Genomic DNA, 19,506 nt, shown 5'->3' with positions numbered 1-19,506 from the left:
CCGAACGATGCTAGATCTCCGAAGACTGCGGCTGCTGCGGGAGCTGCACGCGCGGGGCACCGTGGCCGCGGCCGCCGAAGCGCTGTCCTACAGCCCGTCGACGGTGTCCCACCAGCTCGCCGAGCTGCAGCGCGAGGTCGGCGTGACATTGTTCGTACGGGACGGCCGCAGGCTGCGGCTCACCGAGGCCGCGCACGTGCTGGTCCGCCACGCGGACGCGCTCTTCGCCCGGGTCGAGCGAGCTGAGGCCGAGATGGCCGCCGCCGCCCGTACGGTCGCGGGGGTCGTGCGCGTCGTGGCGTTCCAGACGGCCGCCATCACCCTGGTCGCCCCCGCACTCGGCAGGCTGCGGGAACGCCACCCGGCGCTGCGGGCCGAGGTCACCGAGGCCGAGCCCGGCGCCGCGCTCGACGCGCTGCTGCGCAGGGAGTGCGACGTCGCCGTCTGCGACGACTACGGCACCCCGCCCCGGCAGTGGCCGCGGGGACTCGTGTCCGAGGAGCTCTTCGCCGAACGCGTGCACCTGGTGCTGCCGCGCAGTCATCCCGCGACGGGGCTGCGTGACCTCGCCGACGCGCCGTGGGCGGGCGGGCAGCCCGGCACCAGCCACGAGCGGCTGGTCATCGACGCCTGCACCACGATCGGCGGCTTCACGCCGGACCTGCGCCACCGGGCGACCGACCTGCTCGTCCTGCTCTCACTGGTCGGCGCGGGTCAGGCCGTCACGCTCCTGCCCGACCTGGCGCGGCCGGAGCGGGACCCCGGCGTGACCGTCCATCCGCTCGAGATCCTGCGACGAATCTTCGTGATCGTCAGAGCCGACAGCCTGCCGCGGCCGGCCATCTCCGCCGTACGCACGGCACTGCGCGATACCGCAGAGGGCATAGGGCGGAACACTCCCGAGTAGACCTCGTGGTCCGTGCTCCCCTGCGCGGCCTCACCCGACCGGACGTCGCCGTGTCGCGCGAGAGCGGATGACGCAGGCGAACCGGCGGTCAGCCGGCGCCCGGTTCGGAGTCGTCGCCGTACCGCTCCTCGTGCTGCTGACGCGGCGAGCACACCGATGCCGACGGGCACGAGCAGCGGCGTGAGCCGACCTTCACGTTGATGCGGTCGCCCGGCACGTTGTAGCCGACGACCGTGCCGTCGCCCTCGGGCGTCTCGACCTTGGAGCCGAGGCGCGGCGCCTTGGCCTTGAACTCCTGGTAGAGCGGGTGCTCGTACTTCAGGCAGCACATCAGCCGCCCGCACGCGCCGGCGATGCGCAGCGGGTTGACCGGGAGGTCCTGCTCCTTGGCCATCCGCACCGACACCGGCTCGAAGTCCTTGAGGAACGTGGCGCAGCACAGGTCGCGCCCGCACGGGCCGATGCCGCCCTGCAGCCTGGCCTCGTCGCGCGGGCCGATCTGGCGCAGCTCGACCCGCGCCTTCATGTTCCTGGCCAGATCTCGTACGAGCGCCCGGAAGTCGACCCGCTGCGGAGCGGAGAAGTAGATCTTGAAGACGTTCTCCTGGTCGAGATAGTCGACCCCGATGACCTTCATGGGCAGCTCGTGCTTGCGGATCAGGCGCTTGGCGATGCCACGGCCCTCGGCCCGCCGCCGCCGGTTGGCCTCGTCGCGGGCGACGTTCTCGTCGGTCGCCGGGCCCTCGCAGACCGGAAGCCCGCCGATCTCCTCGGAGACCCACTGCGGCGCCCACACGCATTCGGCGACCTCGGGACCGCCGTCGGTCGGCACCAGCACCCTGTCGCCGACCTTCGGCGAATGCGCGCCCGGATCGAGATAATAGAGCCGTCCGTACCGCGTGAAGCTGACAGCCATGACCATGCTCACGGATCGCTCCTTCCGGCGCGTACGTGCCTGTCAGCCCACCCTATGTCGCGCTACGCCCGACATCGGCCGACTGCTCACCACGCGACGTCGGCGACGCCGGCCTTGCCGGTGCCGAAGACCGTATGGACATCACGCGTCGAGTCGGCGTACACGTGACCGTCGCCGCTGATGGTGAGCAGGTAACGGCCGGTGCGGTCGGTGAGGATCCGCTCCAGTCCGGCGGCACCGGGGAACCGTCGCAGCACGCGCGTCTGCCGTCCGTCGGCGGCCGAGAAGGCGGTCAGCCCGAGCCCGGATTCGTCGCTCACCCCCGTCACGACGGTCTTGCCGTCGCGACTGAGGACGGCGGAGTCGCTGCCCTTGGGGAGGGCCAGCACCGCGCGGCTGGCGCGCAGGTCGCTGGCCGCCCCGGTGGTGTCGATGGTCCGGACCTGCCGCACCGCGGCCTTGCCGCCCGGTACCGGCGTCGGCGCCCACACGAACGACAGGGTGTCACCCGCCCACGACAGGTCACCGACCCGGCCGTTCAGCGAGGTGGTCCAGCTGCGGAGCGCCCCGGTCTTCAGTGAGAGGACGTCGAGCCGCGCCCTGGTCCCGCGGTAGGTCACATAGCCGATCCGGTCGCCGTCGCCGCTGACCGCCATGTCCGACCAGGCCGCCGAGACGCCCGCTATCGCGCGGGGCAGGGTGGTGAACTCGGTCGCGTGCCCGTCGGCGGCGAGGCGCAGCCGGTGGAAGCCGACCCGCTGCCGGCCGAAGCTGGACACGATGTACGTGCCGTCGGGGGCGGAGGCCACCTGGTGGTAGCGCCGGCCCTGAGGCGGCGGCATGGTCTCGTCGACGATCTTGCCCGTGCGCAGATCCCGTACGACCACCGCGGTGCCGGGGCTCCGGACGGCGACGACGAAGCGCGGCGCGGACTTCTGCCGTGCGGCCAGCATGGTCTGCTTGGCGGAGTTCTCCTTCTTCGCCGGCTTCCCGTCGCCGCGGTCGGCCAGCTCGACCGTTCCGGCGACGGCGAGAGCGACGACCCCGGCCACCGCCACGGGAGCGATCCACTCCCGCCACGCGGCGGCCAGAGCTGATGGTGAGCCTTCGTTCTTGTGTTTAGCGTCCATGGAAATGTCGCCGAACCAACCTCTCCGCACGCAGGTGCCCACAGGTCTACCTCATGCGTGCCGCACATGATCATGTTTTTACCGGTTTGCCGCTTGCGACATGCCCGCCCCCTGCTGATCATCCCTCACCGCCCGGTCGCAACGAGCCCGCCGTCACGGGCGGAGCGACGCGCGGGCGGCGCTGACCACCGCTGACGTGTAGGAGGAGCCGAACAGCGCGACGTGGACGAGCAGCGGGTGCAACTGGTGCAGCGGCACCCGCTCGCGCCAGCCGTCCGCGAGCGGCGCCACCTCCTGGTAGCCCGCGATGATCCGGTCCAGTCGTGGAGCGCCGAACAGCGCGAGCATCGCCAGATCGGTCTCACGGTGACCGCCGTGCGCCGCTGGGTCGATCAGGCGCCCGCGTCCGCCCGACCAGAGCACGTTGCCCGACCACAGGTCGCCGTGGATGCGGCTGGGCGGCTCGGCCGGGCCGGCCAGCTCGCCGATGCGCCGCACGACCTGCTCGACCAGCCGTACGCCCGACGCGCCGAGATCTGCCCCGGCCATGCGAAGGAACGGCTCGATCCTGCGCTCGGCGTACCACCCGGGCCAGGAGTCGCCGGGCGTGTTGTCGAGCGGCAGCCGGGCGATGAAACCCGGCCGGGCGGCGCCGTACGACGACGCACCGGCGGCGTGCAGCGCGGCGAGCTCCCGGCCGAACCGCTCGGCCGCGGCCGGATCCGGCGGCTCGCTGTCCAGCCACGGCAGCACGAGCGTCCGTTCGTCGACCGCGAGCACGGGCACCGCGAGCCCGTTGCCGGCCTCTCCGAGCCAGCGCAGACCGGCCGCCTCGGCGGCGAAGATCTCAGGCCCGCTCGAGGTGTCCTTGACGAACACCTCCCGGCCGTCGGCCAGGGTCGCGCGGTGCAGCGTCCACTCATGGCCGTCGCCCAGATCGACGACCCGATCGACCTCGACGCCGAGCAGCCGGCCGAGCCGCGTCGGCAGCGCCGCACCGCCGGCGTTCAACGCCGCTCCTTGAGCCCCTCGCGGATCGTCTCGAGGAGCCCGGGGACGGCGGCCTCGATCAGCCCCAGGACATGGACGAAGCCGTCGTCGTCGCCGAAGTAGGGGTCGGGCACGTCCAGGTCGCCGCCGGCCTCGGCGTCGGGGTCGAACTCGCGCAGCAGCCGTACCCTGGCCAGCGCGTCGGCGTCGGGCGCCATGGACCGCAGCGCCTCCAGATGGCTCTGGTCGAGGGCCACGATCAGGTCGTAGCGGCCGAACCAGAGCGGCTCGAACTGCCGCGCGGAGTGCGCCGATCGGTATCCGCCGTCGGTCAGGGTGCGTACGGCCCGGTGGTCGGCGCCGTCGCCGATGTGCCACCCGCCGGTGCCCGAGCTGTCGATCTCAACATCCAGTCCCTCCTCCTCCGCATGGTGGCGAAGGACCTGCTCGGCCATCGGCGAGCGGCAGATGTTGCCCGTGCAGACGAACGTGACGCGGTAAGGCTCCGGCATGTGACCCATCCTGCCTGAGCGCCGTGGGTTCCCGCGCCACGGGTGGGCGTGCCCGGCGGCGCCCGGGCCGATGCCGACCCCGTTGCCCGGGCCGGCGGGCGGACCCACGTACGCGGACGAGTGAGGCCCCCACACGGGGTGGGGGCCTCACGGTGAAGCGGTGCTTACCGCGGTGTTACTTGACGGCGCTCAGCGCGTCGACGATGCCGCTTCCGTAGAAGCCGTTGTTGCTCTTGCCGCCCTCGCACTTGTGCGTGGCGACCACCTTGAGGTACGTACCGTCAGGCTGGAGCACGTAGCGCACGTAGGTGTACGAACCGCCCGACGGGCAGGCGTGCTCGGTCGCGGTGGACCGGAGGTAGGCCTCGGTGACCCGCGGGTCGAGGGTCAGCCCGCCGTGCACCTTGTCCTTCTTGCCGTACTTGCTGATGATCAGCGCTGCGACGCCGACGGCGTGCGGCGAGGCCATCGAGGTGCCCTGGATGGACTGGTAGTAGGCGCACTTGCCGCCCGCGCAGTCACGGATGATGGCGGCGCTCTTGGGCGTGCCATCGGGGTTCAGCTCGCCCCGCTCCCGGGCCAGCCGCTCCGGGTAGGCGGCCCAGATGCCCCGGTTGACGTTGGCCTTGCCGTCCGGGGTGTCGTAGGTGTCGCCACCGGGCGCCGCGACCGCGACGTAGCCGTTGCCGAAGCTGGAGTAGTACGACTTGCGGGTGCTGATGCCGGTCGAGGAGACCGGGATGACGCCCTTGCCCTCGGACGGCATCGAGATGCAGCTCGGTGGCACGGTGCGGGTGTAGGGGGCCTCATCGGGCTCGGACGCGAAGTCCGGGCTGGTGGAGTCGATGAAGGTCTTGGTGTAGTCGGCGGCCTCGTTGCCCGCCGCCGCGATCAGCGTCACGCCGTGGCTGCGGGCGTAGGTGAGCGCCCGCTGGGTGGCGTTGATGATGGTCCGCTGCTCGGCCCGGTCGGCCGCGGAGTCGGCCGGGTTGTCCACGCAGTTGAACAGCCACGGGTCGATGTAGTAGCTCATGTTGACCACGTCGATGCCGTGGTCGCCGGCGTAGGTCAGCGCGTCGATCGACGGCTGCAGGAAGAAGTAACCCGAGTCCTGACCGGCCCGCAGGTTGACCAGGGAGACCTTCGGCGCGACACCGGCCATGCCGAGCCCGTTGCGGGGCGAGGCGATGGTCGACGCCACGTGGGTGCCGTGGTCGTTGTCGTCCTCGGTCGCCGGGTCGACACAGGTGACGTACTCGCACGGACCGTCGATCTCGTCGCCGTTGGCGTCGAACGGGATGTCCGTGGTGAAGTTGCGGCTGAGCTTCTTGTTGAAGTTCGGGGCGATGTCCGGGTGCGCCGCCTCGATGCCGGTGTCGAGCACACCGACGAGCACTTCCTTCTTGCCGGGCTGCTTCTTGTACGAGCCCTGCTCGGTCGCGTGGATCTGCTTCATGTCCCACTGCAGATCCGCGAGCGGTTCGGCGCCCTTCTTCTTGGCGGCCTTCGCGGCGACCCTGGCGACCTCGCGGCCGGCCTTCTCGACGGCGGCACGCTTCTCCGCGCCCTTGCCGGTCCTCGGCGCCTGGCCGATCGTGCGGTTGGTGGCGGCGCCGTCGAGCGAGCCCTGGCGGCCCGCGTTGGCGACGAACTGCGTGTTCGTCGACTCGACCGTGGCCACACCGACGGCGGTGTTCTCCTTCACGATGGTGCCGCCGGCGGCCTTGACCGCGGCGCGCGCCTTCTCGAGGGAGGCGCCTTCCTTGTAGAGGACGACGTACTGCGCAGCCTGGCCTGTTGACTGCGGGCTCGCAGGTACCGCTTGCGCGGGGACCGCGACCGCCGCGGTGACCGCCGCTAGGGCGACCGCAGTGATGATGGCGCGCCGCATGCACACCTCCTGGTAAGAGGAAAAAATGCCCGGATTCGGGAACTAACCAGGGGATGCTACTGATTTGTAGGTTGGACGGGGCCCGGCCGACATATAACGAAACGGTTGCCGTTGTGCAAGTATGCGCGTTTTGTCACAATGACACGCCATTCGACATACACACCGTAGCGAGTCACTCCGGCACTATTCCGCCCAGCGGAATGATCAACTGGGCCTGAGCGCCAGGGCCATGGCCTCGACGGCCAGGAGCGGATTGACGTTGGCTTCGAGCCGCTCACGGCACTGCATGATCGCCTCAAGCCGCCGCAGCGTGGCCTCCGGGGTCCCCTTGGCCGCCATCTCGTGCAGTTCCCTGCCGCGGTCGTCGTTGACCAGGTCGATGCCCGACCCGAGCTGTACGACGAGCACGTCCCGGTAGTACGACGCCAGATCCAGCAGCGCGCGGTCCAGCGAGTCGCGCTTCACCCGGGTCGCGCGGGACTTCTGCCGGTCCTCCAGCTCCTTGAGGGCGCCGGCCGTGCCACGGGGCATCCGTCCCTTGGCGCTCTCGCCGAGGGCCTGCCGCATCGCCGCGGTCTCGGACTCGTTCGGCTCCTCTGTGGTCGCCTTGGCCTCCGCCTCGGCCGCCGCTACCAGGGCGGCCGCGGCATTGATCGCGGGCCCGAGCCCGGTCAGCCGCGAGGGCACCTCGAGAACGTCGCCGCGCCGCTGCCGAGCCTGCCCGTCGGTCGCCAGCCGCCTGGCGCGCCCGATGTGTCCCTGCGCCGCCCGAGCGGCGGCCTGCGCGACCTGCTCGTCGATGCCGTCCCGCAGGCGGAGCACGTCGGCGACGGCCCCGGCCGACGGCGTGCGCAAGGTCACCAGACGGCACCGGGAGCGGATGGTCGTCACCAGGTCGTCGGGCGACGGCGCGCACAGCAGCCAGACCGTGCGCGGCGGCGGCTCCTCGATCGCCTTGAGCAGCGCGTTGGCGGCCGCCTCGGTGGCCCGGTCGGCGTCCTCGAACAGCACGACCTGCCATCGGCCGCCGCTGGGCGAGGAGGCCGCGCGGAGCACGAGCTCGCGGGTCTCCTTCACGCTGTAGGACAACCCGGCGGGGCGGACGACCTCGACGTCGGCGTGCGTGCCCTGGTGCACCTGGTGGCAGCCGGCGCACTGCCCGCAGCCCGGCATCGGGTCGGTGCACTGCAACGCGGCGGCGAAGGCCCGTGCGGCCACCGACCGGCCCGATCCGGGCGGCCCGGTGAACAGCCAGGCGTGCGTCATCCCACCACCGCCGACACCGGCGAGCACCGCTCTGGCGGCGTCGGCCGCCGAACGCAGCGCTGCGACGACCCGCTCCTGCCCCACCACGTCGTCGTACACCGTCATGCGCCAAGGCTAGAGGCTAGCCGCCCCCCTCACGTCGTGATCATGCACTTGTGCGCGGCCCCCCGCCGTGATCATGCACTTGTTCGCGTGTCCATCGCCGGCGAGAGCGTCCTCGTGCGCACAACTGCATGATCACGGGAGAGGATCGAGGATCACGCATTCCCCGTCGTGATCATGCAGTTGTTCGCGCTCGTTCTGGGCCGAGCCGCGCACAACTGCATGATCACGGGGGTTTGCGGCTGCGCCGCGATCACGCGTCGGTGATGGCCGGGAAGGTGCTGGTGATGTCCTCGGTGCCCTGCGGGATCGGGTCGGGGAGGATCTCGCGGACGCGGTCCTGGATCTGCCGGGTGATCTCCGCCTGTGGCTGGCGGGCGTCGACCACCAGGTAGCGCTGCGGCTCGGCCTCGGCGAGCACCCGGAACCCTCTGCGGACCCGCTCGTGGAACTCCTGGGGCTCGGACTCGATGCGGTCGGCCGGGGAGGCGAACCGGCCGAGGCCGACATCCGACGGCACGTCCAGCAGGATGGTCAGATCGGGCACGAGACCACCGGTGGCCCACGTGTTGATCTTGGCGATCTCGTCGGCGGGCAGCTTCCGGCCGTACCCCTGGTAGGCCAGCGTGGAGTCGACGTAACGGTCGGTGATGATGATCGCGCCGCGCCGCAGCGCGGGCTCGATCACGGTGGCGACGTGGTCGGCGCGGTCCGCCGCGTACAGCAGCGTCTCGGCTCGCGACGACAGACCCGTGCTCTCCTTGTCGAGCAGGATGGCCCGCAGCCGCATACCGATCTTGGTGGCGCCGGGCTCCTGGGTCGTGACGACGTCATAGCCGTGATCGCGCAGCCAGATCGCGGCGAGCCGGGCCTGGGTGGTCTTGCCCGCGCCCTCGCCCCCCTCGAAGGCGATCAGCACCCCGCGGCCGGTGGCGGGCCTGTGCTCCTCGGACTCGGGGATGTACGGAACGCCGCGCAGCGCGCCGATCACATCGCGGACGAGCGGAATGCCCCGGCGGTCGTCCATCTGGCGGTACGCGAACACACCGAAGATCATCGCCACGACGGCGGCGATCAACAGCACCGCGTTGGTGCCGTCGAACCGGTACGTGACCTCGGCCAGCTCGAGCCGGTGGGCGCCGATCACACCGGCCAGCAGCGGGACGACCGCGAGGACCAGCAGCAGAACGACGCGGACCAGCGACTGGAGGAACGCGAACGTACGCCCGCGCAGGTCGTCCTCGACCTCCAGGCCGATCAACGTGTATCCGGTGACCCACCCGACTCCCGCGCAGGCGCCGAGCAGAGTGGTGAGGAACACCACGACGACGAGGTTCGGGATCAGGGCGATCAGGATCAGCGTGAGGCCGGCGCCGATGATCGCCAGGCCGAAGAGCCGGCGGCGGCTGAGGTCGCGCAGCATGCGCGGCCCGAGGAACATGCCGAACGCCATCCCGAGGAACACCGCGCCGAACACCGCGCCGTAGGCCGCGTCGCCGCCCTTGAGCGCCTCGACGTAGACCTTGGCGATGCCGATGACCGCGCCACCGGCCGCGAAGGCGCCGACGATGCCGACGATGAGCCCGCGGACCAACGGGGTCGAGCCCGCGAACTTCCACCCCTCGCCGATCTGCTTCAGCACCGAGGGCACCGACACGTGCTCGGCGCCACGGGACGGGATGTCCCTCAAGGTGAAGATCGTGATAGCGGAGATCAGGAAAGTGACCGCGTTGATGTAGAGCGCGAGGTCGGCCTGCTGGCTCTGGTCGAAGAACGCTCTGGACACCAGGGCCAGCACGGAGAACAGGGCCGCCGCGACCGGCGCGGAGCCGTACGTCGTCAGCAGGCTGAACTGGTTGGCCCTCTCGAGCTGGTCCCTGGGCACCAGGTTCGGGACCGTGGCCTCCTTGGCCGGGATCCAGAACAGCGTCACGCACTCGATCAGGAACGTCGCGATGAACAGCCAGTCCAGCCGGCCCACCAAGGGGATCGACAAGAACAGGGCGAACCGCAGCACGTCCGCGATCACCATGGTCATGCGCCGGTCGAACCGGTCCGCCACGGCGCCGGCCAGCGGCCCCAAGATCACGGCCGGCAGCATCTTGACGATGAGCACACCGCCGACGGCGTACGACTGCGCCTGGTAGCCCGAGCCCGTGGTGATCGAGCTCGCCAGCGCGGTCAGCGCGAGAATGCTCAGCCAGTCACCGAGGCTGGACAGCGACAGAGCGATCCACAGCCGCCGGAACGATCTGATGGACAGGACCCCACGAGGTTCGGCCACGCCCGTTCTGCTCATGCTTGTCAGCGTATCGGCGTCGCTGTCCTAGGAGCGTGACTTTGCCGTACGACGTCTCGCCGGCGTCTTGGGCTTGCCGCCGCCACCTGAGGCGACCTTCTCCCGGCGCTCGGCGAGCAGCGCGGCCGCCCGCTCGATGGTGATCGACTCTACCTGGTCTTCCCTACGGAGACTGGCATTGGTCTCACCGTCCGTGACATACGGCCCGAAACGTCCCTCCTTCACGACGACCGGCTTGCCACTGACCGGATCCGCGCCCAGTTCACGCAGCGGCGGCGCGGCCGCCGCACGGCCTCTTCCGCGCTGCTTGGGCTGCGCGAACAGCTCCTTGGCCTGCTCGAGCGTGATCGTGAAGAGTTCCTCTTCGCTCTGCAGGGAGCGGCTGTCCGTGCCCTTCTTGACGTACGGGCCGTACCGGCCGTTCTGCGCGGTGACCACCTCGCCGTCGATCTCACCGAGCACCCGCGGCAGCGAGAGCAGCTTGAGCGCGTCCTCGATGGTCACCATCTCGAGCGACATGCTCTTGAGCAGCGACGCCGTGCGCGGCTTGGGCGCGGCCTTCTTCGTGCGCTTCTTGTCGGTGTCCGCGGGCTCCTCGGGCAGGATCTCGGTGACGTAGGGGCCGAACCGGCCGGCCTTCGCCACGATCGTGTGGCCCGTCTCGGGGTCCTTGCCGAGCTCGCGGTCGGTGCTCATCTGGTTGAAGAGCTCTTCGGCCTTCTCCGCGGTGAGCTCGTCGGGGGCGAGGTCCTCGGGAATGTTCACCCGCTCGCCGTCCCGGTCGAGATAAGGACCGTAGCGCCCGACCCGCACCATGATGTCGGTGCCCTTGATCGGGAACGAGCTCACCGCCTTGGCGTCGATCTCGTCGAGATCACTGACGAGCTCCTTGAGACCCTCGTCACCGTTCCCGCCGAAGTAGAAGCGGCGCAGCCAAAGGACCCGCTCGGCCTCGCCCCGTGCGATCGAGTCGAGACAGTCCTCCATGCGGGCCGTGAAGTCGTAGTCGACCAGGTTGGCGAAGTGCCGCTCCAGCAGCTGCACCACGGCGAACGCCAGGAACGCCGGCACCAGTGCGGTGCCCTTCTTGAAGACATAGCCGCGGTCGAGGATCGTGCCCATGATCGAGGCGTACGTCGACGGCCGCCCGATCTCGCGATCTTCCAGTTCCTTGACCAGGCTCGCCTCGGTGTACCTGGCCGGCGGGCGGGTGCTGTGCCCCTCGGCGTCAACGCTGGTGGCGGTGACCGAGTCGTCCTCCTCGAGCTTCGGCAGCCGCCGCTCGCGGTCGTCGCGGTCGGCGTCCGGGTCGTCGAGGCCCTCGACGTACGCCTTGAGGAAGCCATAGAAAGTGATGATCTTGCCGGTGGCGGCGAACTCCGCCTGCTCGCCGCCGGTCGACGTGCCCGTGATGCGCACGGACACCGACTGACCGGTGGCGTCCTTCATCTGGCTGGCGATCGTCCGCTTCCAGATCAGCTCGTACAGCCGGAACTGGTCACTGGACAGGCCGGTCTCACCAGGTGTGCGGAAGGTCTCACCGGCAGGCCTGATCGCCTCGTGCGCCTCCTGCGCGTTCTTGACCTTGGTCTGGTAGACCCGCGGCTTGGCCGGCACGTACTCCGCGCCGTACAGCGCCGCCGCCTGGGACCGTGCCGCCGCGATCGCGGTCTCGGACAGCGTGACACTGTCGGTCCGCATGTAGGTGATGAAGCCGTTCTCGTACAGCTTCTGCGCGACCGACATCGTGTGCTTGGCCGAGAAGCCCAGCTTGCGGCTGGCCTCCTGCTGCAGCGTGGTCGTACGGAACGGCGGGTACGGCTTGCGGGTGTAGGGCTTGCGCTCGATCGAACTGACCGCGAAGGGCCGGCCGGTCAGCCGATCGGCCAGGCCACGCGCCGACTCCTCGTCGAGGTGCCGCAGGTCGCCGCGCAGGACGCCCTGGGCGGTGAAGTCACGCCCCTGGGCGATGCGCTTGCCGTCGACCGAGACGAGACGGGCCTGGAAGTCACGCGGCGCGTCGCCCTCGCCGTCCCGGAGGGGCGCGAGGAAGTCCGCGAGGATGTCCCAGTAGCTCGCCGAGACGAAGGCGATGCGCTCCCGTTCCCGCTCGACGACCAGCCTGGTGGCGACGGACTGCACCCGGCCCGCCGACAGTTTCGGCATGACCTTCTTCCACAGGACCGGGCTCACCTCGTAGCCGTACAGGCGGTCGAGGATGCGACGGGTCTCCTGAGCGTCGACGAGACGCAGGTTGAGATCCCGCGGGCTCTCCACGGCGGCCCTGATGGCATCGCGGGTGATCTCGTGGAAGACCATCCGCCGGACCGGGACCTTGGGCCGCAGCACCTCGCGCAGGTGCCAGGCGATCGCCTCGCCCTCGCGGTCCTCGTCCGTCGCGAGGAAGAGCTCGTCAGCGTCCTGGAGCAGCTTCTTGAGCTTCGTGACCTGCTGCTTCTTGTCAGTGTTGATCACATAGAGCGGCTCGAAATCATGATCGACGTCAACGCCCAGCTTGGCCCACGCCTCGCCCTTGTACTTCGGCGGGATGTCGGCGGCCTTCGACGGCAGGTCCCGGATGTGACCGATGCTGGACTCCACCACGTAGTTGCCGCCGAGATAACCCGCGATCGTCTTTGCCTTCGCGGGGGACTCGACGATCACCAGTCGGGTGCCGCCGGCGCCAGATCCATCCTGGCCACGCTTGGTTGTGCCGTTCTTGGCTGGCACGGTCGCTCGAACCTCGCTGTCCTGTTTCGCACTTCGTCGCTTACCGGACGCTTCGGCCCCGTCCGGTCCTCTCAACGTGGAATGACGGTACTCCTGTAGCCGAGAGTTCCCGTCGCCGCAGACCCACGACAGGATGACATGCCGCCGGGACCGCTGTGGAACGGGACCTTGTGCGAGACTCCCCCCATCACGTTCCCCCAAGTCATAATGTCGGTAATGGTGGAGTACACCTATCTCATCCTGCGCCTGCCGCGTGGTACCTCGAGAGACGCCGCCCGGCGGTTGATGACCGAGCACGCAGAGTACGGCGGATGGGAACTCGACCGTCTGCGGCTCTACCCCGACGGTAGCCGCAGAATCCAACTTCGGCGAAAAGTCATCCGACAAACCAGGACACTGTGATCTCCGCCGCGTTGAATAGTTGAATGCTCAAGCCAATGCGGCGCGACATCGAAATGCCGCACCCACGAGCGTACTTCTTGTTCCCTGAACAGGGCTTTGCCCGCCCCAGGCCGCGCCCCCGGGACGGGCAAAGCGTCTCATCTTCACCGGTGGAAGGTGCCGAGTGGCCCGAACGCCGCACACCACCCAAACACGGGCAAAGCGTCTCATCTTCACCGGTGGAAGGTGCCGAGCGGCCCGAACGCCGCACACCACCCAAACACGGGCAAAGCGTCTAACCGGTCGTCGGCCTGCGCCTACCGACGACCGAGGCGGACACGGCGGGTGAGGGACATCACCGCGGCGGCGGCCGCCAGCAGCGCCCCGACGACCAGGACATAGGCAGATCCACCGGTCACCCCACCGGTGAGCAGGTCGCTGGCCGCCATCGGGACGAGTCCGGTCACCGGCTTGCGCGCCGTGCCGAGCTGATCGTGCACGCCGCCGACCCGCGGGGCGTCGACCTTGTCGACGGCCGGCAGTTCGGGCAGGTCGCCAGCCGGGATCGGCAGAGCCTTGGAGCGTGCGTCGCCGGGCACGACCGGCGGCCGAACGGGCAGCTTCGGCTTGGCCGGCAGGAGTCCCGGGATGGTGTCGTCCTTGGCGACTGCGGCCCTGCGCGTCCCCGACGACGGCAGTGCCGTCGTGAGTTGCTCGGTCTGTACGGGGAGCCGCGAAAGGCCGTCCGGTGCCATGACGGGCAGGTCGGGCAGCGCCGGTGGCCGTACCGGCAGGTTCGGCGGCACCGTGGGATCGTCGATGGGCAGGGTGCTCTGGGCGGCGGAGTAGGTGGCCGGGGCACCGGCGGGCACCTGCGTGGGCAGCTCGGGCAGGGTGGGCAGCGCGGCGCCGGGGCTCAGCGGAAGCGCCCTGGTCTGGTTCGGCAGCGTCGGCAGCGTTCGAGTCACCGCCGCGCTGTGAACCGGGCCGTGCGAGGTCCGGTAGCCGTGCCCGTGCCCGTACCCGCCACCGTGCTCGTATCCGCCGTGGCCGGCATGGCCTCCCGCACCGCCCGCGCAACCCGCGATCGCGTCACCGAGCACCGCAGCGGCGTTGCCGCAGACGTTCACCGGCGCCTTGATCGGGAGGTGGATCTGGTTGCCACCGCCCACGCTGTGCCACCCGGAGGTGCTGTCAGCGGCCCCGCGGCGGGGCCGAGGGGTCTTGACGGAAGCGCCTCCCCTGCACCCGGCCACGGCGTTGCCCACAGCGTTGCCGCAGACGTTCACCGGCACACTGATCGGCGCGAACACCTGGTTGCCGCCCAGTATCGAGCCCCGCCCGGAGGTCCGCTGACCGCCGTCGCGCCCCTGGTCCCCGCCATCGGCGACCTTCGCGCCACCCTCGCACCCGGCCAGGGCGCCTCCGAGGATGGCGATCGCGTTGCCGCAGACGTTCACCGGGAGGCTGATCGGCGCGAACACCTGGTTGCCGCCGAGTATCGAGCGGCGGCCGGAGGTCCGCTGACCGCCGTTCCCCTGGCCCCGGCCGTCGGCGACCTTTGCGCCGCCCTTGCAGTTCGCCAGGGCCTCGCCGACGACCGCGACGGCGTTGCCGCAGACATTGATCGGCGCCTTGACCGGCGCGTTGATCTGGTTGCCGCCGCCCACGCTCTCGTGGCCGGACGTCCGCTGCCCTCGTGAGCCACCACGGGGTCCGCTGTCGATCACGCTCGCACCGCCCTTGGAGTGCGAGACGGCGTCGCCGACGACGGCGACCGAGTTGCCGCTCACATTGATCGGCAGTGAGACGGGTGCGTTGATCTGGTTGCCGCCGAGCACGCTGTAGTCGCCGCTCGTGGTGTCGGCGGAGGCTCCGAGGGGGGAGGAGATGGCGCCTGCGCCCACAGCGACGAAGCTTGCGGTGAACAGCGCGGCACGTGTGGTGCCCTTGGTCCACGTACGCATGGATGCTCCTGAGTCGGAATGGAAGGTTTTCGTACGAAATAGATGCTTGAAGGGTGTTTTGTAATGTTCCGCGTATGACGTGCCGCCGCTCGACGGCGCGTCCCAGCCCCGGCCTTCTCCAGGGCCGAGGCTTTGATCAGTCAGGCGAGCAGGACGGCTCATCCGCAGCCGAGTGGACGGCCGGAGCGACGACGCACGACGGTGGCGCGGGCACGCGCGACGGCCGTGCCAAGGCCCCGGGTCCGGCGAGATGGGCGATCCCCGCACCCGTCAGGGTCGGGCCGACCGACGGCCGCACGTGCGCCGGGGCCGCCAGGGGCTGTGGAAGCTCCGCACCGGGGATGGGTGCCGGGTACGAGAACGCCGCGCCGAAGGTCGCTCGACCGCCCTTGGACGCCCCCGACACGGCAAGCGGTCCGGGCGTGCGCACCCCGGTCCGATCGCCAGTTCCGGCCTTCGCACCATGGCGATGCCGTGGAGTCCAAGAGAGATCGGCGCCCGCACTACCTGGCCACGGTCCGATCGACGCGAGGTCGATATCGACCGCCCGGGCGAGGCCCGGCGCGTCGAGAACCGTCGAGGGGTGGACGGGCAGAGCTCGCTCTGCCTCGCGCAGAGATCCCGCGAGACCGCCGCTCACCTTGCGCAGCGAAGACGCACCCGGCACCGAGGCCTCCGCGGTCGCCGGGGCGAACGGCGCCCCGGTCTCGAGAGCCGGTACGAGGATGAGGTCCGGGGTCGTACCGAAACGGCGGCCGGAAGACCCGGCCTCCGGGCGCTCGACGGCCGGGGCGGGGGTCGTCGCGGCGACATCCGACACCGTGCCGAGCACCGGCCGCTCCATGCCCGGCGCCATGCCCGCAGGTCCGGCCGAGGTGTCGGCGTGGGCCGGCCCGGCGGCGCCGAGAAGCCACCCGGCCGCCGCGATACCGGCGACCACCAGCAGGCGGCGCGCGATCGGGCCACGGGCACTCGCGGACACGACTCGAAGCACGACGCGGCGCAGCCGAACGACTACCGTCCGTATCCGCCTCCGGTCGCGCGCCACGAGCCCTCCTCGGCCGTCGTCATCTTCCGCACAGGCCCTGTGGACGGCTTCAGCGTCCGTTCATCCGGCCTGCGGGAGCGTAAAGCCGCTCCCTACGGATGGTGACCGTAGCACCACGCTTCGCAGCCGCGTCGGCAATTCACCGAACGCCGAGGCAAAATCAAATAAGCGATCTAGGAATGGACCGGCTAGGCGCGATCAAGGAATTCGTCGAGAACCCGGACGCCGAACCGCAATCCGTCTACCGGCACCCGTTCGTCGATGCCATGGAACATTCCGGAAAAGTCCAACTCCGCGGGAAGCCGCAGCGGCGCGAACCCGAAACAGCGCATGCCCAGCCGGGCGAACGCCTTGGCATCGGTCCCCGCGGACAGGCAGTAGGGCACCGGCAGCGCCCCGGGATCCTGCGAGATCAGCGCCTCCTCCATGGCCGTGACGAGAGCGCCCTCATAGTCGGTCTCGATGGCGTCGTCGTGGTGCACGAAGTCCCGTACGACGTCCGGGCCGAGCAGTTCGTCCACCGTCGCGAGGAACTCCTGCTCGTGTCCCGGCAGGAATCTGCCGTCGACCTGTGCCCTCGCCTCTTGCGGAATGACGTTCACCTTGTAACCGGCGTCCAACATCGTCGGATTGAGGGTGTTTCTGAGCGTGGCCCCGATCATCCGCGCCAATGGGCCGAGTTCCACGAGCGACTTCTCCGGATCATCCGGGTCGAAGTCGACCCCGTACGCCGCGCACGCCCGCTCGAGGAAGGCCCGTACGGTCTTGGTGAGGCGGATCGGGAACTCGTGCGCACCCAGCCGGCCGACGGCCGCCGACAGAGCGGTGATCGCGTTGTCGCGATGGACCATCGAGCCGTGGCCCGCCGTGCCCCGAGCGGAGAGCCGCATCCAGGCGATGCCCTTCTCCGCGGTCTCGATCAGGTACAGCCGCCGGTCGCCGGGGACCGTGAGGCTGAAGCCGCCGACCTCGCCCACCGCCTCGGTGCATCCCTCGAACAGCTCCGGATGCTCGTTCACGAGCCACTGGGCGCCCCACGCGCCGCCGGCCTCCTCATCGGCGGTGAATGCCAGGACCACGTCGCGCGGCGGCCTGCGGCCCTCCCGCAGCCGCTGCCGTACGACGGCGAGGATCATCGCGTCCATGTCCTTCATGTCGACGGCGCCCCGCCCCCACACGCAGTCGTCGGCGATCTCTCCGGCGAACGGGTCGCGCGTCCAGTCGCTCTTCTGCGCCGGTACGACGTCGAGGTGGCCGTGCAAGAGCAGTGTGTCGCGCGAGGAGTCCTCGCCCTCGACCCGCGCGACGACGCTCGTGCGCTTGGGATGGGACTCCAGGATCCGCGGTTCCAGGCCGACGTCGGCGAGCTTCTCGGCGACGTACTCGGCGGCGGCGCGCTCACCGGGGCCAGAGTGATCACCAGGGTTGCTGGTATCGATGCGGATGAGCTCTTGGCACAGCTGGACGACCTCGTCCTCTGCGGCGGGCTGAACGATCACTATCTCCCCCTGCGCCTGCGGGTTAACGTGGGTGTGTATGAACCCCATCGTGCCGCGCGCTCGACTTCGCCGCGAGTCGGGAGCTTTGGTATGGTGATGCGGCCGCGACGCGCTGAGGCGCCCGCGGCCGAGTCCGGGTGGCGGAATAGGCAGACGCGCTAGCTTGAGGTGCTAGTGCCCTTCACGGGGCATGGGGGTTCAAGTCCCCCCTCGGACACGAACCATTTCCCACGCAGTGCGGGTATCGAGGTGGGCCTCGGCCCGCACTGTCTCGTTTCCGGGGTGGTAGGTCAGGCGCAGGCCGAGCTTGGCGTACAGGTCGGCCTTACGGGAGGGGTCGGCGGCGGCGATGGCTTGTGCGTGGTCGCCGAATTGGTCGACCAGATTCGCGATCTGATCGTGGGTCATGTGGACGTGCCGAGGGGTTTGGCGTAGTTGGGCTTCAGCACCGGCACGCTGCTGTTGGATTCCGATGATCCATCCAGCTATGGCGGCCGGGTCGGTGTCCTCGTCCAGGGCTTCCAGAGCGGCGCGGTAGCGGGCGAGTTTACGGTCGCATTCGGCGATGGTGTGGCGTGCCAGGACCGCAACGGTGTCCTCGCCGTCTCCGCCTTGGGCGGCGGCGATGGCCGCGATGGTGTCGGCCCGGCGATGCGGGGCGAAGTTGCGGCCCACCCAGCGGTCCAAAGCAGGCAGCAGCGCGTCCTCGCGCAGGTAGACGTTGCGGGGATGATGAACCCGGTTGGCCAGGGCGTACTCCTCGGGAAACCGGCACCGGTAGTAGGCGGCTCCGTGGTTGCGCTGGCCCTGTATCCGACGGTGGCAGATCCCGCAGTAGAGAATCCCGCGCAGCACGTACGGGTGGCGGTGGCGGGCCCCTCCCCCCGAGGTGTGGACACCCTGAGCTCCCTGGATCATGGAGATCTGGGGGTGAGAGGGGTCCTGTGTGGCGATGAAGGTCTACGCCGAGGAGTTCAAGGCCGACGCGGAGCGGTGATCGCGTTGTCGCGATCACGAGCCGTGCCGCGTGCGGCAGGCCGAGGCCGGCATCGGTGTCGGCGGCCCAAGCGGCCCAGCGGTTGATCCGTCCGTGGCCGCGTTCGGCGTGCACGTGACCGGGCTAGCCATGCCCCCACCGCCGCGTCCAGTTCGTCGGCCTCCAGCCCGATCAGCACCCGCCGCAGCGTTCCCGCGCTCGGTGCCGTGAACCCACGGCAGGCCTGATCCCAGCGGGCTCCCAGTATGCGTAGCAGCCGCTGCGGCAGATCGGCCGCGACCGACCCCAGCTCCCGGTAGTTGGCCGCCCCGGCCAACGTCGCCACCACCCGCGACTCTCAGCACCGTCAGCAACCGATGCCGGACCCCCCCCGCGGGTCACGCGGATCAGTGACGCCCGCCAGCATCTCCAGCAACGACGTGGCCTCAACCTGGGCATGCGAAACTGGCACCGATGACCTTCTCGTTCGTGATCGTGCAGCGTAGAAACTACGTGATCACGGACGGAAGGTCATCTCCGTTTCGACATCACGCTACGTAGTCACGATCGATCCGGACATCAGGCGACGAATACCTCAGACGGGTGACCTTGAAATCGCCCTGCCTTTGTACCGTCTGGCCTTCTCGTTCGCGACATCGCTCTACCACGGCCGCCAAGGAGAAAATCAGTCCGACGGGCTTCCCTTCCAGACGCCTCCTGCGATGTTGAGCCGGGGCGCGAAAGCCGCTTTGGCATCAGAACTCGAACCATGATGTGCGGTCATCGCGGAATCGGTGCCCGGCTCGCTGCGCCTGCCTAACCAGCTCAAGCTCGCCATGGGACTCGGTCTGGCCTTGATAACAGGAGGAGGACTGCTGCTCATTAACGCGCC

At 69.8% G+C, this 19,506-nt stretch carries 14 protein-coding genes and 1 tRNA gene; 3 read left to right on the top strand and 12 right to left on the bottom strand.

All coding sequences use genetic code 11. The features are described 5' to 3' along the window. The first annotated feature begins 7 nt into the window (after window positions 1–7). The gene (locus tag HKK72_RS11315; protein WP_187234264.1) at window positions 8–907 is read left to right on the top strand and encodes a LysR family transcriptional regulator; all 900 of its coding nucleotides are present in this window, start codon (window positions 8–10) and stop codon (window positions 905–907) included. 88 nt (window positions 908–995) lie between these two features. On the opposite strand, the gene HKK72_RS11310 is transcribed toward HKK72_RS11315, so the two are convergent. The 8 genes from HKK72_RS11310 to topA all read right to left on the bottom strand — a co-directional run bounded on the left by HKK72_RS11310 (window position 996) and on the right by topA (window position 12,743). After that, window positions 996–1,829 (bottom strand): stage 0 sporulation family protein, encoded by an 834-nt coding sequence (locus HKK72_RS11310; protein ID WP_187234295.1) that lies wholly within the window; start codon window positions 1,827–1,829, stop codon window positions 996–998. Window positions 1,830–1,909: 80 nt separating this feature from the next. Next, a complete protein-coding gene (locus HKK72_RS11305; RefSeq protein ID WP_187234263.1) occupies window positions 1,910–2,953 on the bottom strand; it encodes a hypothetical protein in 1,044 nt (347 codons plus the stop codon). 153 nt (window positions 2,954–3,106) lie between these two features. Further along, the gene (locus HKK72_RS11300; protein ID WP_261986721.1) at window positions 3,107–3,964 is read right to left on the bottom strand and encodes a fructosamine kinase family protein; all 858 of its coding nucleotides are present in this window, start codon (window positions 3,962–3,964) and stop codon (window positions 3,107–3,109) included. Next, window positions 3,961–4,455, bottom strand: a complete 495-nt coding sequence (locus tag HKK72_RS11295) for a low molecular weight protein-tyrosine-phosphatase (RefSeq protein ID WP_187234262.1) — start codon at window positions 4,453–4,455, stop codon at window positions 3,961–3,963. The genes HKK72_RS11300 and HKK72_RS11295 overlap by 4 nt, the downstream gene beginning before the upstream one ends. Before the next feature lie 175 nt (window positions 4,456–4,630). Then, the gene (locus HKK72_RS11290) at window positions 4,631–6,346 is read right to left on the bottom strand and encodes a S8 family peptidase (RefSeq protein WP_187234261.1); all 1,716 of its coding nucleotides are present in this window, start codon (window positions 6,344–6,346) and stop codon (window positions 4,631–4,633) included. Between the two features lie 204 nt (window positions 6,347–6,550). After that, a complete protein-coding gene (locus HKK72_RS11285) occupies window positions 6,551–7,717 on the bottom strand; it encodes a DNA polymerase III subunit delta' (protein WP_187234260.1) in 1,167 nt (388 codons plus the stop codon). Between the two features lie 250 nt (window positions 7,718–7,967). Further along, window positions 7,968–10,013, bottom strand: a complete 2,046-nt coding sequence (gene tmk / locus HKK72_RS11280; RefSeq protein ID WP_187234259.1) for a dTMP kinase — start codon at window positions 10,011–10,013, stop codon at window positions 7,968–7,970. Between the two features lie 27 nt (window positions 10,014–10,040). Beyond that, the gene (gene topA / locus HKK72_RS11275; RefSeq protein WP_187234258.1) at window positions 10,041–12,743 is read right to left on the bottom strand and encodes a type I DNA topoisomerase; all 2,703 of its coding nucleotides are present in this window, start codon (window positions 12,741–12,743) and stop codon (window positions 10,041–10,043) included. A 216-nt stretch (window positions 12,744–12,959) separates the two neighbouring features. Between topA and HKK72_RS39805 the strand changes: the two genes are divergently transcribed. Next, window positions 12,960–13,145, top strand: a complete 186-nt coding sequence (locus tag HKK72_RS39805; protein WP_222720580.1) for a DUF5703 family protein — start codon at window positions 12,960–12,962, stop codon at window positions 13,143–13,145. Between the two features lie 296 nt (window positions 13,146–13,441). Here the strand turns inward: HKK72_RS39805 and HKK72_RS11270 are convergent, their stop codons facing one another. The 3 genes from HKK72_RS11270 to HKK72_RS11260 form a co-directional block, all read right to left on the bottom strand. Beyond that, window positions 13,442–15,091, bottom strand: coding sequence for a chaplin family protein (locus HKK72_RS11270; RefSeq protein ID WP_187234257.1), 1,650 nt, complete (start codon window positions 15,089–15,091; stop codon window positions 13,442–13,444). A gap of 136 nt (window positions 15,092–15,227) precedes the next feature. Then, window positions 15,228–16,073, bottom strand: a complete 846-nt coding sequence (locus HKK72_RS11265; protein WP_187234256.1) for a hypothetical protein — start codon at window positions 16,071–16,073, stop codon at window positions 15,228–15,230. A gap of 254 nt (window positions 16,074–16,327) precedes the next feature. Then, entirely contained in the window at window positions 16,328–17,635 is a 1,308-nt protein-coding gene (locus HKK72_RS11260) for a M20/M25/M40 family metallo-hydrolase (RefSeq protein WP_410050295.1), read from the bottom strand. A 134-nt stretch (window positions 17,636–17,769) separates the two neighbouring features. On the opposite strand from HKK72_RS11260, the gene HKK72_RS11255 reads away from it, so the two are divergent. Next, a tRNA-Leu gene (locus HKK72_RS11255) sits at window positions 17,770–17,855 on the top strand. Here the strand turns inward: HKK72_RS11255 and HKK72_RS11250 are convergent. Then, window positions 17,837–18,556: a zinc ribbon domain-containing protein gene (locus HKK72_RS11250; RefSeq protein ID WP_187234254.1), complete on the bottom strand. Its 720-nt coding sequence runs from the start codon at window positions 18,554–18,556 to the stop codon at window positions 17,837–17,839. The genes HKK72_RS11255 and HKK72_RS11250 overlap by 19 nt on opposite strands. Window positions 18,557–19,506 lie beyond the last annotated feature (950 nt).

The organism is Actinomadura sp. HBU206391, from assembly GCF_014323665.1.
In the GTDB taxonomy this organism is placed as follows: Bacteria; Actinomycetota; Actinomycetes; order Streptosporangiales; family Streptosporangiaceae; genus Actinomadura_C.
This window is presented reverse-complemented; position numbering and strand designations above follow the sequence as displayed.